This window comes from Pseudarthrobacter sp. NPDC058119 (assembly GCF_042884655.1).
In the GTDB taxonomy this organism is placed as follows: Bacteria; Actinomycetota; Actinomycetes; order Actinomycetales; family Micrococcaceae; genus Arthrobacter.
The window spans coordinates 464,315-480,606 of sequence record NZ_JBHVTN010000001.1; the positions used below are offsets into that span (position 1 = coordinate 464,315).

The following is a 16,292-nucleotide window of genomic DNA, read 5'->3' on the forward strand; positions in this document are numbered from 1 at the left end:
CCTACTGGGCGCGCATGAACTCCTCGGCGGCCCGTACCTGGTCCGGGGTGGGCCTCACGCCCGTGTACAGGACAAACTGCTCCAGCGCCTGGATAGTGGCTACCTCGGCCCCCGTGATGACTGGTTTTCCGGCCGCACGGGCAGCGCGGACCAGCGGCGTCTCGGCGGGCAGTGCCACCACGTCGAATACCAGGCGGGCCGCGTCGATGGCCTCCGCCGGGAAAGCGACGGTGTCCGCGTCCGTCCCGCCGGCCATTCCCAGCGGGGTGACGTTGATGATCAGGTCAGCCGTCCCGCCGTCGAGCGCTGCACGCCACTGGAAACCGTACTGGTCCGCCAGCGCGCGCCCGGCGGCCTCGTTGCGGGCGATCACCGTGACGTCCTGGAAGCCGGCGTTCCGGAGGGCTGCAACAGTGGCCTTGGCCATGCCGCCGGCGCCCTGCACCAGCACCGAATAGTCCGTGGGGACCGCATTGGTGGCGAGGAGTTGTTCGATCGCGGTGTAGTCGGTGTTGTACGCCTTGAGGTGCCCGTCCGTGTTCACGATGGTGTTCACGGAGTCGATGGCCTTGGCGGAGGGGTCCAGCTCGTCCACGAGTGCGATGACGTCCTCCTTGTACGGCATGGAAATGGCACAGCCACGGATGCCCAGGCCGCGGACACCGGCGATGGCCTGTTCGAGATTGGTGGGCGCGAAGGCCTTGTAGATCCAGTTCAGGTCCAGCTGCCCGTAGAGGTGGTTGTGGAACCGGGTCCCGTTGTTGCTGGGACGGGCCGAGAGCGAGATGCAGAGGGTCATGTCTTTATTCAGAATGGGCACCTGACCATTAAACCCGCGTTCGGCCTTGGTTACGGGCAGCCGGTTCCGGCCGGGAAGGATCCGACGGCGGCGGGCAGTTTCCCCGGCGCCGTCGCTTTCCCTGCCAGCACGGCGGCCACGGCGTCGAAGGCGGCATCGGTACGGCCGTACAGCGCCAGTTTCACCGGAGCCGTGGACCCCTGGAGCGGCCAGGGAGCGTCGAGGGAAACGGCGATGTCCCCGCCGGCCGGTTTTCCGCCGAATCCGATGAGGTTGACCAGCGGCCCTGATCCCACGGCAAGCCCGGCACGTGCGGCGGCGGCTTCAAAGCGCTCCCGGTCCCCCGGTCCCCCGCCGGCCACCCGCACGGAACCGGGCACCAGCGGTCCGCTGCAGGGACCGGAGACCACCGTAACAGCCGACGCCGAGACCTGGGCCGACAGCGTTGCTCCGCTTCCGGCCGGGGCACCCGCGCCCGCGGTTCCGGCAGGCGGGGCGGTGCGGGCATGCCAGACCATCATGGTGGCCACGCGTTGCGCTGCCTCATCCAGGCGTGCGGCGGGAAGCGTGCCGGCACCCAAGGCTTGGACGATGGCGGCGTGCGCCTGCTCCACGTCCGCAGGCATCAGCAGCAGGTCGGCACCGGCAGCCAGTGCCTTCACTGCAGCAGCGCCGGCTGGATACTGGTTCTCGACGGCGCCCATGTTGAGGGCATCCGTCACGGCCACTCCCTTGAAGCCCAAACCCCTGAGCGCCGAGTAGCTGGGGGCAGAGAGCGACGCCGGGACGCCGGGTTCCAGCGCGGGCACGGCAATGTGTCCGGTCATGACAATGGGGAGTCCTGCGGCGACAGCGGCCTCGAAGGGTTTCCAGTCCCGGCCCCGCAGCACGTCGAGGCCGGCCGGCTGGACGGGGAGGCTGAGGTGGGAATCCGCCGTTACCGAGCCGTGCCCGGGAAAGTGCTTGACGGTGGGGAGCACGCCGGCCTCCAGCATTCCCTGGGAGAAGGCGGTTCCGTGGGCGGCTGCCGCACCCGGGTCTGCGGACATGGAGCGGGCGCCGATGGTCGGGTCCGTGGGTCCGACAGTCACATCCGTGTCGGGGGCGAAGTCCAGGTCAAAGCCCAGCGGCACCAACTCGCTTGCCAGGCCGTTGCCGGCCTTGCGCGTCAGGTCCAGGTTGCCGGCGGCCCCGTAGCTCATGGGAGCGGGCCACTCGGTGAGGGGCTGCCCCAGGCGTGCCACCGCCCCGCCTTCCTGGTCCACACCCATGATCCCCGGCCAGCGCCGGCCGTCCGCTGCAACAGCCTGCTGCAGCCGCTGGTTGACGGCGCCCATGGCGGGCACGTCCACCTGGCCCTGCGGGTCGCGCGGCACGTTGTCGCCCATGATGATGGACCCTGCCAGGTGCAGGCGCTGGATGAGCGCCGCCTGGGCCTCCACCTGGTTGCCCTTGAAGAACGGGAGCAGGACCTGCCCGGCTTTCTGTTCCGGCGACATGGCCGCGACGGCTGCCGCCGCAGCGTCCTGGTCGCGCTGCTCCGGGCCCCACCCCAAAGGCCGGGAACCCGGATCAGGTGACGGGGACGCCAAAGGAGGCGCCGGCGTCGTACTTGCCGACGCGGACGGCGACGCCCCGGTGGGCGGCGCGGAGGACGACGTTGGTGCCGCGCTGGGGGAAGGAGAACAGGAGGCCAGCGCCAGTGCGGACAGGGCCAGGAGGAGGGGGAAGGTTTTGGCAGGACTATGACGCAGGGGGAACGGTGCCATCAGTACGATGCTACCCCTGCACTAGACTTGAACCACCCGTTCCCCTGCCGGCAGCAGCCTGTGAGCGGCTTCAGCCAGCGGCAAACCGGACAGTAAGGAAACGTGTGAAGATCGACTTCGCGTCATCGAGGCAGTCAACCCTCGGTGTTGAGTGGGAGCTTGCCCTGGTGGACGGAAAGACGGGCGAGCTCGCTTCCGTGGCCAACCAGGTGCTCCGCGGCGTGGCCTCCCGCCACCCGGAGCTCAACGAAGACGACGAACACCCGCACATCAAGCAGGAACTGCTGCTGAACACGGTGGAACTGGTCACCGGGATCTGCGAAACGGCCGCCGAGGCCAAGGAGGACCTCAGCAGGTCCGTCGCTGCCGTCCGTGAAATCACAGATCCCATGGGCGTGGAACTGTTCTGCGCGGGCAGCCACCCGTTCAGCCCGCCCCAGCTGCAGCCGGTGACGGACAAGGAACGCTACGCCAAACTCATCGACCGGACCCAGTGGTGGGGCCGGCAAATGGTCATCTACGGCGTCCACGTCCACGTGGGGCTGGACCGCCGGGACAAAGCCCTCCCCGTCCTGGACGGCCTGGTCAACTACTTCCCGCACTTCCAGGCGCTCTCCGCGTCCAGCCCGTTCTGGGGCGGCGAGGACACCGGCTACGCGTCCCAGCGGGCCCTGATGTTCCAGCAGCTCCCCACCGCGGGGCTGCCCTTCCAGTTCAAGTCCTGGGAAGAGTACGAGTCCTACGTGCAGGACATGTTCACCACAGGCGTCATCGACACCATCTCGGAGATCCGGTGGGACATCCGGCCCGTGCCCGCCCTCGGCACAATCGAGATGCGCATCTGCGACGGCCTGGCCACCCTGGAGGAAGTGGGGGCCATTGCGGCGCTCACCCAGTGCCTGGTGGACGAGTTCTCCACCACCCTGGACAACGGGGGCACCATCCCCACCATGCCGCCGTGGCACGTCCAGGAGAACAAGTGGCGCGCTGCCCGGTACGGCCTGGACGCCATCATCATCCTGGATGCCGCGGGCAAGGAGCAGCTGGTCACCGACCACCTGCTGGAAACCCTGAACCGGCTTGAACCGGTCGCGGCCAAGCTGCGCTGCTCCGACGAGCTGGCCGACGTCGAGAAAATCATCCGCCGCGGCGCCGGGTACCAACGCCAGCGCCGCGTGGCAGCGGAGAACGGCGGGAACCTGCAGGCCGTGGTGCTGGACCTGGTCAAGCAGATGCGCAACGGCCCCACCGCCTGACCCGCCCCCCACTTGCTCTATCAAATATGGCTCCTAAACCGACGGTTTAGGAGCCATATCTGATGGAGCATCCGGAGGGTTTGCCGGGTGTCAGGCCGGGAGTGAGACCGAGGTGACGGGCATCGAGGAGTCCGGGGCGAAGCCGATGCCGCTGGGTTCGGCGCCGGCCATCACCAGCTGCGCGCCGAGGGCGGCCACCATGGCGCCGTTGTCCGTGCACAGGTCCAGCGGCGGAACGTGCAGGCGGATGCCGGCAGAGGCGCAGCGCTGCCCGGTCAGTTCACGCAGCCGGGAGTTTGCCGCCACTCCGCCGCCCAGCAGGACGTCCTTGATGCCGTGCTCCCGGCAGGCCAGGACCGCCTTCGAGGAAATCACGTCCACTACGGCTTCCTGGAACGCCGCTGCAATGTCGGCCACGGGGATCTCTTCGCCGCGGGCTTCGAACTGCTCCACGCACCGGGCCACGGCCGTCTTCAGGCCGCTGAACGACCAGTCGTACCGGTGCGGGCCGGGCTCATCGGCTGTGCCCATGTACTTGGGCTGGGTCAGGCCGCGGGGGAAGCGGATGGCTTTGGCGTTGCCGGTGCGGGCCATCTTGTCGATGGCAGGTCCGCCGGGGTAGCCCAGCCCCAGGATGCGGGCCACCTTGTCATAGGCCTCGCCCGCGGCGTCGTCGATGGTGGAGCCCAGGAGCTCCACGTCGCTGGTGATGCTGTTGATCCGCAGGATTTCGGTGTGCCCGCCGGAGACCAGCAGGGCGCCCAGGTTCTCCGGCAGCTCCTGCCTGCGGCCGGTGGCGCGGTCGTCCAGGAGACCGACGCCCACATGCGCCACGAGGTGGTTGATGGCGAACAGGGGCTTACCGGTGGCCACGGCGAGCGCCTTGGCAGCGCACACACCCACCATCAGGGCGCCGGCGAGCCCAGGCCCGGAGGTGACGGCGATGGCATCCACGTCTTCCAAGGCCACGCCGGCGTCGGCCAGGGCCTGTTCGAGGGTGGGGACGAAGGCATCAAGGTGGGCGCGGGAGGCGATTTCGGGGATGACCCCGCCGAAGCGGACGTGCTCGTCCATGGAGGACGAGACCGTGTTGGTCAGGAGCGTGGTGCCGCGCACGATGCCCACACCGGTTTCGTCGCAGGATGATTCAATGCCCAGCACCAGGGGCTGCGAGCGGTTCATGCCTGGCCTCCTTCCGTTGCTTCGTATCGGTCAGGGTGTGCCGCGGGCAGTTGGAGCCGCATGATGAGGGCGTCCACGCCGTCGCGGTAATAGCGGGGCCGGACATGGATCTGTTCGAATCCAAACCGCACATAGAGCTGTTGTGCCCGCGGGTTGTCGGCCCGGACCTCGAGCAGGACGTCGGCCGCGCCGCGGCGCCGGGCCTCGTCGATCAGCTGTGTGAGCAGCGTGCTGCCGATGCCCCGCCCCTCATGCTCCGGGACGACGGCGATGGTCTGGACGTCAGCGATGGGCTCGATGCACATCACGCCGGCGTAGCCCACGATGCCGTCGCTGGTCTCCGCCACCAGGTAGCGGCGGGTCTCCGGCTGGGAGAGCTCGTCCAGAAACATCTGGACGGGCCACGCGTCAATGGGGAAGAGCTTGTGTTCCAGTACGCCCACGGCGGGCACATCGTCCAGCGTCATGTCGCGGACGGTGACGTCTGCCGTGCGTGGGTCCGGGGTGCTGCTCACAATGCCCGCTTCCGTGGTCCGGGGACCTGGGCGTCGGATTCGCGCAGGTAGAGGGGGGTGGAGTCCAGCAGGGTGTGTCCCGACGCCAGCCGGGCCAGGGCGAACTGGCCAAGGTACAGGGCATCGGGCTGCTCCGCAGCGAAATCCGGGTGGGCCTGGAGCACGTCGGCGTAGAGTCCCGCGCCGGCGCCGAACGCAGGCAGGTCAGGGAGGTCGGACGCAAAACCGACGTGGGGACCGTCCTCCAGCACGGGCAGCTGGCCGTCATCCAGGCTGTACCGGGCCCAGTAGACCTCTTTGCGGCGTGCGTCAGTCACCACCAGGAACCCGGCGACGGCGGCGGTGGACTCGGCGACTTCGAGGGCCATTGCGTCCAGGCTCACCAGGCCGTGCAGGGGTTTGCCCCATACGAAGGCCAGGGTGCGGGCTGTGGCGATGCCGGAGCGGAGTCCGGTGAACGGACCGGGACCAACCCCCACCACCAGGGCGTCCACATCCTGTCCGGTCACGCCCGCTTCGGACAGCATGGCGTCGATTCCGGGGGCGAGCACCTCAGCGTGGCTGCGGGTGTCCTCAGTGGCAAAGCTCGCCAGCACGCTCTCGGGGGCGTCATCGCTAACCAGCGCTGCGCTGGCCACGGCGGAGGTGTCAATAGCCAGGATCAGCATGCCGCTCCCTCGTCGGGTCCGGCCAGTTCGGGAAACTCCGCCCAGCGTGGACCGTACCCACGCATGACGATGGTCCGGGGCTCGTCGGTGTCTTCGGCGTCGAAGTCCAGGTTTCCCGGGGTGGCCACCGGGGTAGTCCCGAGCCCGATGGCACGGTGCAGGTCGATCTCCAGCCGGCTGTCGCTCAGGTGCTCCACCCGCTCATGTCCCCACTCCACCACCGTCACTGCTGAATCCATGGTGTTTTCGAGGTCGATGTCATCGATTTCCGCCGCCGACCCAAGCCGGTAGGCGTCCACGTGCACCAGGTCCGGGCCGCCCGGGCGGGGGCCGCCCGGCAGGTTGGGGTGGATGCGGACCAGGACGAAGGTCGGCGAGATGATGCCCGGGCGGACGCCCAGGCCTTCGCCGAGACCCTGGGTGAAGGTGGTTTTCCCGGCACCCAGCTCGCCGGACAGCACCAGCAGGTCCCCGGCCTGCAGCACCCCTGCCAAACGGGCGCCGAACGCGTGGGTCTGTTCCGCCGTCGTCGCCGTGTAGGTCTTTTCCCAGTTGGCGGGCAGTTCTTCGGTCGTGCTCATGCCGCTCCTGCCTTGCCGGGGACGCCCGCCAGGGCCGGGCCGCTGCCAACAGGTTCGTGTTCGTTGATAAAGCGGCGGGGAACGCGCGGACTGATCCTGGTCACCACCTCGTAATTGATGGTCCCGGCGGCGTGTGCCCACTCGTCAACGGTGGGCCCGCCGCCGTCGGCGCCGTTCCCGAACAGCTCCGCTTCCGCGCCCTGCAGGGCCGGGCCGGATGCCTCCGGGCCGAGGTCGATGACCATCTGGTCCATGGCGATCCGGCCCACCACGGGGTAGGTCTTCCCGGCCACCCGGACGGGGCCGCCGGTGGCGACGCGGGGGACGCCGTCGGCATAGCCAAGCGGAATCAGTCCCAGCGTGCTCGCTTCCCTGGTGCGGTAGTGCAGGCCGTAGGAGACGCCCTGCCCCGCGGGTACCTCCTTACACTGGGACACCAGTGTCCGCAGGGTCATGGCGGGGCGGAGGCCGAGCTCGGCGGAGGTCTGGCCTTCGAACGGGGAAAGCCCGTAAATGCCCAGGCCCACGCGGACCATATCGAAATGGGTATCCGGCCGCGAAAGGGTAGCCGGCGTGTTGGCCAGGTGCCGGACCTCGGGATCCACGCCCGCGTCCTCGGCAATGGCAAGGGCCTCCCGGAATGCGGCCACCTGCTCATCCGTCTCGGGCCGCTCCGGCTCATCAGCCACGGCCAGGTGGGAGAAGATGCCCACCACGCGCAGCAGCCCCTGGTCCTGGTACTCCACGGCCTCCCCCACCAGGCGGTCCCAGGCCTCGGGGGTTGCGCCGTTGCGGCCAAGCCCCGTATCGACCTTGAGGTGGATCCGGGCGGGGCGTTCCTGCTCACGGGCCGCAGCAACAATGCGTTCCAGCTCCCACCCGGAGCAGCCAATGTCGACGCCGGCAGCTACGGCGGCGCCAAAGTTGCTGTCCGCGGTATGCAGCCAGGCGAGGAGGGGCGCCTCGATGCCGGCCGCACGCAGCGAAAGGGCTTCGGAAATGTGCGCCACGCCCAGCCAGGACGCGCCCGCCTGAAGCGCCGCACGGGCCACGGGGACAGCGCCGTGTCCGTATGCGTCGGCCTTGACCACGGCCATGACTTTCGCGGGGGAAGCGGCGGCGGCCAGCCGGCGGACGTTGTGCCGGATCGCCTCCAGGTCGATCACGGCGGACCGCTCGTGGCGGGGGTCCGGCCCGGAGGCAGCGCTGAATTCACCGGTTGTTGCGGGGTAGCTCACCTAACTGATTCTAGTGCGGGCACTTCAGGCCGAATAATCGGGGCGTCCGCCGGCCCTCAGGCGTCGGAGAGATGCGCGATGGTCGCTGCCGCCCGGCGCTGTGCCGCCAAGGGCACGTCCTCGATGATGTCCGCGAGGAATCCGAAGCGCCTGAGCCACTGGCTCATCTGCCGTTCCGGACGGGCGTTGGCGCGCTTCCACCAGTCGGCGATGTCCCCCCAGCCGGGGGCGGCCAGCGATCCGCCAACCTCCTGCACGGCCAGGGAGGCGCACAGGTTGGCGAACCGCAGCCTGTCCCCCAGCGGCCAGCCGGCCAGGGTGCCAACTATGAACGCCGCGTCGAAGCAGTCACCGGCTCCGGTGGGATCGTGCGCCTTGACCGGGAGCGACGGGACCCACTCCTCTTCCCCCGTTTCCGAGTCCACGGCCATGGCCCCCTGCGCGCCCAGGGTCACCACCGCCACCGGCACGCGGTCCGCGAGTGCATACAGGGCACTCCACGGATTGTCTTTGCCGGTGAACGCCATCGCCTCGCGCTGGTTGGGCAGGAAGGCGTAGAAGTACTGCAGGTTTTCCAGCCGCACGGGCGCCCATTCCCCGCTGGGATCCCATCCAACGTCCCCGAACAGGCGGACTCCCGCGCCGTGGGCCGCCCGGGCCCACGGTTCGATTTCCATGCCGACCTCCGCAATGCCGGCGAGCGCCTGGGGCGGACTGCCGATCAGCTCGGAGTTGGTCACCGGTGCCGAGTGGCCGTGGGTAACCATGGAGCGGTCCTGGTCAACGCACAGGGACACGGTGACCGGCGAGTGCCAACCCGGGACGCGGCGGGAGAGGCTGAGGTCCACGTGTTCCTGGCTGGAGAGGATCTTCCAGTTGAAGTCACCGTAGCCGTCATCCCCGAAAGCCGCCGCCAGACCGGTGCGCAGCCCCAACCGGGCGGCGGCGATGGCCTGGTTGGCCACCCCGCCGGGGCAGCTGCCCATGCCGTCGCTCCAGATCTCCGTGCCGGGTTCGGGCCCGTGCGGGAGGCCGGTGAAGATGATGTCCTGGAAGACGGTCCCGGCAAGCAGGAGGTCGAATCCAGGTTCCACCGGCGAGCGGACAGCGGCCAGCGGATCGAAGGGGCGGGCTGGCATCGCTTCCATGAGCGCAGGATACGCCGCGTGGCAGGGCTCCGGTAGGGGCATAGGGAACGGTCTGGACAGCGTGTCGGAGGTTCGTCCTAGACTGCATGCATGCGGCTTCTGATTGCCGGCGGCGGGGGTTTCCGGGTGCCGCTCATCTACCGGGCGCTGGTGTCCGGGCCCTTCTCCGGGCTGGTCACCGAGTTGGTGCTGCACGACGTCGACCCTACACGCCTTGAGGCCGTTGCCGCCGTGCTGCGCAGTATGCCCGCCGGCCGGGGCGCATCCCTTCCGGTACAGGCCACCACGGATCTTTCCGCTGGCCTGTCCGGGACCGCCATGGTGTTCGCCGCAATCCGGCCCGGCGGCACGGCAGGCCGCGTGGCGGATGAGACGGTGGCGCAGGACCTCGGGCTGCTGGGCCAGGAGACCACCGGCGCCGGCGGTATCTCCTACGCCTTGCGGACCATCCCGCACATGGTGGGCCTTGCCACGCTGATGCGGGAGCACTGCCCCGACGCATGGCTGGTCAACTTCACCAATCCGGCCGGAATAGTCACCGAGGCGCTGCGCCCTGCCCTGGGGAACCGGGTGATCGGGATCTGCGACTCCGCGGGAGGGCTGGTGCAGCGGGCGGCGCGTGCTGCCGGTGTGCCCTTGCCGGCCGGACGGCTCGACGGCGTGGGCTACTACGGGCTGAACCACCTGGGCTGGCTGTACCGGCTGGAGTCCGGCGGAAGGGATAGGCTGCCGGGCCTGCTCGCGGACGCCGCGGCGCTGCAGTCCTTCGAGGAAGGCCGGTTGTTCCCGCAGCGGTTCCTTGCCGGCCTTGGCCTGCTCCCCAACGAATACCTGTATTACTACTACCAGGGCGGGGCCGCCCGGCAGGCAATGCAGGCCATGGCACGCACCCGGGGACAGACCATCCACAGCCAGCAGCAGGAGCTGTACCCGCAGCTGGCCGCCGCCGGCCCGGACGCATACCGGCTGTGGGAGGCGGCGCGGCGCTCCCGCGAAGAAGGGTACCTGGCCGAGGCCCGGCACGACGGTGAACCCCGGAACGAGGAGGACCTGGCCGGCGGCGGCTACGAACGGGTGGCGCTGGCGGCCATGCAGGCGTTGGCGGGATGCGCCGACACCCAGCTGGTCCTCAACACCGTGAACGCGTTGCCGGCAACCCCGGCACCCGGGCCCGCCGGCGCTGCCCCGGCGCCGCCCCAAGCTGCCATTCCCGGATTGCCGGCGGACGCCGTCGTCGAGGTCCCTTGCACCGTCACCCCGGCCGGCGCCGTCCCGCTGCCCCAACAGGCACCCGCGGGTCCGCAGCTGGGCCTGCTCCGGCGGGTCAAGGAGGTGGAACGGCTCGTTGTCCTGGCCGCGGGCACCGGCAACCGGGAGGCCGCCGTCGAAGCCTTTGCCCGGCACCCGCTCATCGATTCGCCAGACCTGGCCGTGAAGCTCATGGCCGGCTACGAGCAGGCGTTTCCTGAGCTGGGGAAGATGTGGGAGGGCGGTGGGCGTTAGGGGAAGGAGTAATGTTTTATCGGATGCGCACTGAGCCGGCTCCCCTGACACGCGCCGGCGGCCGGAAGGAGGTCCCGTGGCACTGATCCGCAGGGTCGCTTTGCTTTCCCTCCACACCTCCCCCATGGAACAGCCCGGCTCCGGTGATGCCGGCGGCATGAACGTCTACATCCGCGAGCTGGCATCGGCGCTGGCGGAGGCGGGCGTGGAGGTGGAGATCTTCACGCGCGCCACCTCAGCCGACCAGCCCGCCGTCGAGCATCCCGACCCCGGGGTGTGCGTCCACAACGTCCTGGCCGGCCCGCCCAGGAAGATCCCCAAGGAAGAGCTCCCCGGGCTGCTCCACGCCATGGTCGCGGAAATCGAACAGATCCGCCGCCGCCAGCCACACGGCCGGTACGACGTCATCCACTCCCACTACTGGGTGTCCGGGATCGCCGGGCTGGAGCTGTCCGAACTGTGGGGCGTGCCGCTGGTTCACACCATGCACACCATGGCCAAGGTCAAGAACCTGCTGCTGGAATCCGGCGAGCAGCCCGAGCCCCGGCGCCGCGAACTGGGCGAGCACCGCATCGTGGACGGCGCGGCCAGGCTCATCGCCAACACCAGTTCCGAGGCCGCCGAACTCGTATCCCACTATGGGGCCACCTACGACCGCATCGACATCGCCCCGCCCGGGGTGGACCTGGCCACGTTCACCCCGGCCTTTCGGGCACGGTCCAGGGCCGGGCACGGCGTCAGCCCGGACACGTTCCACCTCGTGTTCGCCGGCCGCATCCAGCGGCTGAAAGGCCCGCAGGTCCTGGTCAAGGCCGCCGCGCTGCTGCGGAAACGCCGCCCGGACATCGACCTGCGCGTCACCATCCTGGGCGCGTTGAGCGGCAACAAGGAGTTCAACCTCCGTTGTCTCGTGGCGGAGGCGGGAATGGACGACGTCGTCACGCAGCTTCCGCCGGTGAAGGCACCTGAGCTGGCGTCCTGGTTCCGTGCGGCCGACGTTGTGGTGATGCCGTCGTTCAGCGAATCCTTCGGGCTCGTGGCACTCGAGGCCCAGGCCTGCGGAACGCCCGTGGTGGCCACCCGGGTCGGCGGCCTGTCCCGCGCCATCTTCCACGGCCGGACCGGGCTCCTGGTGGACGGCCACCACGCTGCCGACTGGGCCGATGCCCTCGAGGCCCTCTACGACGACCCCGCCACCCGCGAAGACCTGGGCCGCGCCGCCGCCATCCGGGCCCAGAACTCCGGCTGGCAGCGCACTGCCGCCATCACGCTCGAAAGCTACCATGCCGCCGTCGACAGCTTCGCGGTCCGCCGCCTGGCCCCGGCTGTTCCCGCGTCCTGAAATCCCCTTTTCCCTGGCGGCGCCGGAACCGCGTGCCGTTGGAGCTGCGTGCTGTTAGCTTAGGGGCAGGTATTCGGCGCCGGCCGGTGCAGGAAAGGACAAGGATGTCTGCTCTCCCCTCTGACCTCGAGATTGCCCGCGCTGCGCGGATCCGGCCCATCGCAGAGATCGCGGCTGCCGCAGGAATCAACCCTGAGGCGCTGGAACAGTACGGCCGCTACAAGGGAAAGATCGACCCCACACGCCTCGACGCGCCTCCGCCGGCCGGGAAAGTGGTGCTAGTCTCGGCCATGTCTCCCACCCCCGCCGGCGAGGGGAAGTCCACCACCACCGTCGGGCTGGCAGACTCGCTGGCCCGTGCCGGCCACAAGGTGATGATCGCCCTGCGGGAACCGTCCCTGGGGCCCGTGCTCGGCATGAAGGGCGGTGCCACCGGCGGCGGCTACTCACAGGTGCTGCCCATGGACGAGATCAACCTGCACTTCACCGGCGACTTCCATGCGATCACATCGGCCAACAACGCCCTGATGGCCCTGGTGGACAACCACATCTACCAGGGCAATGCATTGAACATCGATCCGCGCAGGATGACCTTCAAGCGGGTGCTGGACATGAACGACCGTGCCCTGCGGGAGGTGGTGATCGGCCTGGGCGGCCCCTCCCAGGGCGTGCCGCGGCAGGACGGTTTCGACATCACCGTGGCATCGGAAATCATGGCCGTCTTTTGCCTGGCGACGGACATCGCCGACCTTCGGGAGCGCCTGGGCAGAATCACCTTCGGGTACACGTACGACCGGACACCCGTCACGGTAGCCGATCTGGGGGTCCAGGGCGCCCTGACCCTGCTGCTGAAGGAAGCCATCAAGCCGAACCTGGTGCAGACCATCGCCGCTACCCCCGCGCTGGTGCACGGCGGCCCGTTCGCCAACATCGCCCACGGCTGCAACTCGCTCATTGCCACGCAGACCGCCCGCCGGCTGGCGGACATCGTGGTGACCGAGGCGGGCTTCGGCGCAGACCTCGGGGCAGAGAAGTTCATGGACATCAAGGCCAGGATCGGGGGCCTGGCACCCTCCGCCGTCGTGGTGGTGGCGACGGTCCGCGCCTTGAAGATGCAGGGCGGCGTGGCCAAGGCCCAGCTGACGCAGCCGGACCTGGCCGCACTGGAAGCAGGCGTGGTGAACCTCCGCCGGCACATCCACAACGTGGAAAAGTTCGGCGTCACACCTGTGGTTGCCATCAACCGGTTCTCATCCGACTCGGCCGAGGAGCTTGACTGGCTGCTGGCCTGGTGCGCGGCCGAAGGTGTCCCGGCGGCCGTCGCCGACGTGTGGGGCCGGGGCGGCGGCGGGGACGGCGGTGATGAGCTGGCTGCCCTGGTTGCCGAGGCCGTGGCCGGCCCCAACAGCTTCCGGCACCTCTACTCGCTGGGGTTGTCGGTGGAGGACAAGATCAGGACCATCGTCCAGGAAATCTACGGCGCCGACGGCGTGGACTTCTCCGTGCCTGCATTAAAGCGGCTGGCCGACATTGAGCGGAACGGCTGGAGTTCGCTGCCAGTGTGCATGGCCAAAACCCAGTACTCATTCACTGACGATGCCGCCCGGCTGGGCGCCCCCAAGGGGTTCACCATCCACGTGCGCGACCTGCTGCCCAAGACCGGAGCGGGGTTCATCGTGGCGCTGACGGGTGCCGTGATGACCATGCCGGGCCTGCCGGCCGTCCCGGCTGCGTTGCGCATGGACGTCGACGCGGACGGCAACCCCGTCGGCCTCACCTAGCCCAACGCCCCATCACATCCGGCCCACTTTCCACCAACGCCCCATCACCTCCCGCCTACTTTTCAAGAACCCGCCATCACCTCCCGCCCCCAACCCACCAACGCGCCATCACCTCCCGCCTACTTCCCACCAACGCCCGACCACCTTGGAACCATCCAAGTCGGTTCCTGTGGATAACTCCTGCAGTGGTCCGGCCTTCTACGCCAGAATGCCAGCATGCATAACCGCACTGATCTCCCGTCGACCCTGGCAAGCACTCCGTTCACATACGGCTCGGCGGTGGCTGCCGGTGTGTCAGCGAAGCGGCTGCGGAAGGATGACCTGGTCCACGTCAGCAGGCAGTTGTACCGCCCGTCGACTTGGAGCTTCGAGCTGGAAGCCGCGGCACGGGTTCTCTCGGAAGTTTCGCCAGGCGCGTGGATTTCACACGTCACAGCTGCACGTTTGCACTGCCAACTGCTCCCCGCGTGGCTGTCGGACTCAACTGAACTGCATATGAGCAAACCGAAGCATTTACCGCAGGTGCGCCGGAAAGGTGTGGTTGCCCATAGGGTCATAGCAAGCGCAGACGAAATCGAAACTGTCGACGGTATCCGCATCAGCACCCGTTCCCGAACCTGGCTCGACTTGGCCCGGCGGCTGTCGCTGGCTGAGCTGGTCTGCCTTGGAGACCAAATCATCCGCATCCCTCGAGCGGAGTTTGAAGCCAGGTCACGGCCCTTTGACACATTGGAGGGTCTCAGCGCTTTGGTCAGCCGGCACCCTAATCTTCAGGGGGTCGTGCGTGCCCGGGAAGCTTTGGAGTTGATGAGGGTCGGCGCTGATTCGGCACCGGAATCGATGCTGCGGCTGGCCAAGCTTGACGCGAACCTGCCAGAACCTGACCTGCAAATCGCACTTCGACCGAATGATGCAGCTTCCCCTACTGCCGACCTGGGCTACCGTCACCGGCGCCTTGCAGTCCAGTACGACGGCGGTCACCATCTTCTTGAGGCTCAGCGACTGAGTGATCGACGGCGCGACAAAGCCTTCGAATCAGCTGGGTGGACGGTTCTGGTATTCACCAAGGACGATGCCACGGACGGTTTTCAACGAGCTATAGCGGCAATCAAACGGCACCTTCGTACGGCGTGGATTGACCATTCCTACTCAGCTGGTTTTGCCGGAAACGGGTGAACAAAAAAACACCATCACCGCGCCCAAAATCGCGGCCTCCTCAGGGGACGGGAAGTGATGGCGCGTCCTGGAAAAGCCGGAAAAAGGTGATGGGGGTCCCGGGAAAACCGGCCGGAAGTGATTGGGCGTTAACGCAGGACGCTCCCCCACCCGAGGGTGAGGGAGCGTCAGGCACCGGGAAATGGCGGTTTAGCGCTCCAGGTCGCCGCGGATGAAGGCTTCGACCTTCTCGCGGGCGAGGTCGTCGTTGAACTGCTCCGGCGGGGACTTCATGAAGTAGCTGGAGGCGGAGAGCAGCGGGCCGCCGATGCCGCGGTCCAGGCCGATTTTGGCGGCACGGATCGCATCGATGATCACGCCGGCGGAGTTGGGGGAATCCCAGACCTCCAGCTTGTACTCCAGGGACACCGGGGCGTCGCCGAAGTTCCTGCCTTCAAGGCGAACGAATGCCCACTTGCGGTCATCAAGCCACTGGACGTAGTCGGACGGGCCGATGTGCACGTCCTTGGCAGCCAGTTCGGCTTCCACGTTGGAGGTCACTGCCTGGGTCTTGGAGATCTTTTTGGACTCCAGCCGGTCACGCTCCAGCATGTTCTTGAAGTCCATGTTGCCGCCGACGTTCAGCTGGTAGGTCCGGTCCAGGGTGACGCCGCGGTCCTCGAACAGCTTGGCCATGACGCGGTGGGTGATGGTGGCGCCAATCTGGCTCTTGATGTCGTCGCCCACGATCGGGACGCCGGCGGCGGTGAACTTGTCAGCCCATTCCTTGGTTCCGGCAATGAACACGGGCAGCGCGTTGACGAATGCCACGCCGGCGTCGATCGCGGCCTGGGCGTAGAACTCGGCGGCCTGCTGGGAACCCACGGGCAGGTAGCAGACCATCACGTCAACGGCAGCGTCCTTGAGGGCCTGGACCACGTCGACTGGCTCTTCGGTGGACTGCTCGATGGTCTCGAGGTAGTACTTGCCGAGCCCGTCCAGGGTGTGGCCGCGCTGGACGGTGACGCCGGTGGGGGGGACGTCGGCGATCTTGATGGTGTTGTTCTCGCTGGCCAGGATGGCATCGGAAAGGTCAACGCCGACCTTCTTGCCGTCCACATCGAAGGCTGCGACGAACTCAACGTCACCCACGTGGTACTGGCCAAACTCAACGTGCATCAGGCCCGGGATGGTTTCGGCCGGGTCGGCATCCTTGTAGTAGTGGACGCCCTGCACCAGCGAGGCGGCGCAGTTGCCCACGCCAACGATTGCAACACGGATGGGATGTGAAGACACGGAACTCCTTTGGGGACAAACGTCAGCCGGCCTGGTTGGCCTCCGAGTAGTGGACGACG

The 16,292-nt window shown here is 68.1% G+C and carries 14 protein-coding genes; 5 read left to right on the top strand and 9 right to left on the bottom strand.

From position 1 onward, the window contains the following. Nucleotide 1: 1 nt before the first annotated feature. Entirely contained in the window at nucleotides 2-820 is an 819-nt protein-coding gene (locus ACFVTD_RS02100; RefSeq protein WP_387557381.1) for a shikimate 5-dehydrogenase, read from the bottom strand. A 29-nt stretch (nucleotides 821-849) separates the two neighbouring features. Then, entirely contained in the window at nucleotides 850-2,298 is a 1,449-nt protein-coding gene (locus ACFVTD_RS02105) for a glycoside hydrolase family 3 N-terminal domain-containing protein (RefSeq protein ID WP_387558940.1), read from the bottom strand. 374 nt (nucleotides 2,299-2,672) lie between these two features. Between ACFVTD_RS02105 and ACFVTD_RS02110 the strand changes: the two genes are divergently transcribed. Then, nucleotides 2,673-3,824 (top strand): glutamate--cysteine ligase, encoded by a 1,152-nt coding sequence (locus tag ACFVTD_RS02110; RefSeq protein ID WP_387557384.1) that lies wholly within the window; start codon nucleotides 2,673-2,675, stop codon nucleotides 3,822-3,824. Nucleotides 3,825-3,914: 90 nt separating this feature from the next. On the opposite strand, the gene tsaD is transcribed toward ACFVTD_RS02110, so the two are convergent. The 6 genes from tsaD to ACFVTD_RS02140 are packed head-to-tail and all read right to left on the bottom strand — an operon-like array spanning nucleotide 3,915 to nucleotide 9,156. After that, nucleotides 3,915-5,006 carry a tRNA (adenosine(37)-N6)-threonylcarbamoyltransferase complex transferase subunit TsaD gene (gene tsaD / locus ACFVTD_RS02115; protein WP_387557387.1) on the bottom strand — a complete coding sequence of 364 codons (1,092 nt, stop codon included), beginning with the start codon at nucleotides 5,004-5,006 and terminating at the stop codon, nucleotides 3,915-3,917. Continuing rightward, nucleotides 5,003-5,473 (bottom strand): ribosomal protein S18-alanine N-acetyltransferase, encoded by a 471-nt coding sequence (rimI, locus tag ACFVTD_RS02120; protein WP_387558943.1) that lies wholly within the window; start codon nucleotides 5,471-5,473, stop codon nucleotides 5,003-5,005. Before rimI ends, tsaD begins: the two co-directional genes overlap by 4 nt. A 44-nt stretch (nucleotides 5,474-5,517) precedes the next feature. Beyond that, nucleotides 5,518-6,189: a tRNA (adenosine(37)-N6)-threonylcarbamoyltransferase complex dimerization subunit type 1 TsaB gene (gene tsaB / locus ACFVTD_RS02125; protein WP_387557390.1), complete on the bottom strand. Its 672-nt coding sequence runs from the start codon at nucleotides 6,187-6,189 to the stop codon at nucleotides 5,518-5,520. After that, nucleotides 6,183-6,770: a tRNA (adenosine(37)-N6)-threonylcarbamoyltransferase complex ATPase subunit type 1 TsaE gene (gene tsaE, locus ACFVTD_RS02130; RefSeq protein ID WP_387557393.1), complete on the bottom strand. Its 588-nt coding sequence runs from the start codon at nucleotides 6,768-6,770 to the stop codon at nucleotides 6,183-6,185. Before tsaE ends, tsaB begins: the two co-directional genes overlap by 7 nt. Beyond that, complete coding sequence (alr, locus tag ACFVTD_RS02135) at nucleotides 6,767-8,008, bottom strand: alanine racemase (protein ID WP_387557396.1); 1,242 nt, start codon at nucleotides 8,006-8,008, stop codon at nucleotides 6,767-6,769. The genes tsaE and alr overlap by 4 nt, the downstream gene beginning before the upstream one ends. A 56-nt stretch (nucleotides 8,009-8,064) precedes the next feature. Continuing rightward, nucleotides 8,065-9,156 (bottom strand): carbohydrate kinase family protein, encoded by a 1,092-nt coding sequence (locus ACFVTD_RS02140; RefSeq protein WP_387557400.1) that lies wholly within the window; start codon nucleotides 9,154-9,156, stop codon nucleotides 8,065-8,067. A gap of 90 nt (nucleotides 9,157-9,246) precedes the next feature. Here ACFVTD_RS02140 and ACFVTD_RS02145 point away from each other — a divergent pair, with 90 nt between their 5' ends. The 4 genes from ACFVTD_RS02145 to ACFVTD_RS02160 all read left to right on the top strand — a co-directional run bounded on the left by ACFVTD_RS02145 (nucleotide 9,247) and on the right by ACFVTD_RS02160 (nucleotide 14,958). Then, nucleotides 9,247-10,659 carry a 6-phospho-beta-glucosidase gene (locus ACFVTD_RS02145; RefSeq protein ID WP_387557403.1) on the top strand — a complete coding sequence of 471 codons (1,413 nt, stop codon included), beginning with the start codon at nucleotides 9,247-9,249 and terminating at the stop codon, nucleotides 10,657-10,659. A gap of 76 nt (nucleotides 10,660-10,735) precedes the next feature. Continuing rightward, nucleotides 10,736-12,001, top strand: a complete 1,266-nt coding sequence (gene mshA, locus ACFVTD_RS02150; protein ID WP_387557406.1) for a D-inositol-3-phosphate glycosyltransferase — start codon at nucleotides 10,736-10,738, stop codon at nucleotides 11,999-12,001. A gap of 104 nt (nucleotides 12,002-12,105) precedes the next feature. Next, complete coding sequence (locus tag ACFVTD_RS02155) at nucleotides 12,106-13,782, top strand: formate--tetrahydrofolate ligase (protein WP_387557409.1); 1,677 nt, start codon at nucleotides 12,106-12,108, stop codon at nucleotides 13,780-13,782. A 216-nt stretch (nucleotides 13,783-13,998) separates the two neighbouring features. Then, nucleotides 13,999-14,958, top strand: a complete 960-nt coding sequence (locus ACFVTD_RS02160) for a DUF559 domain-containing protein (protein WP_387557411.1) — start codon at nucleotides 13,999-14,001, stop codon at nucleotides 14,956-14,958. Nucleotides 14,959-15,147: 189 nt separating this feature from the next. Here the strand turns inward: ACFVTD_RS02160 and ACFVTD_RS02165 are convergent, their stop codons facing one another. Beyond that, the gene (locus ACFVTD_RS02165; RefSeq protein ID WP_387557418.1) at nucleotides 15,148-16,233 is read right to left on the bottom strand and encodes an inositol-3-phosphate synthase; all 1,086 of its coding nucleotides are present in this window, start codon (nucleotides 16,231-16,233) and stop codon (nucleotides 15,148-15,150) included. Nucleotides 16,234-16,292 lie beyond the last annotated feature (59 nt).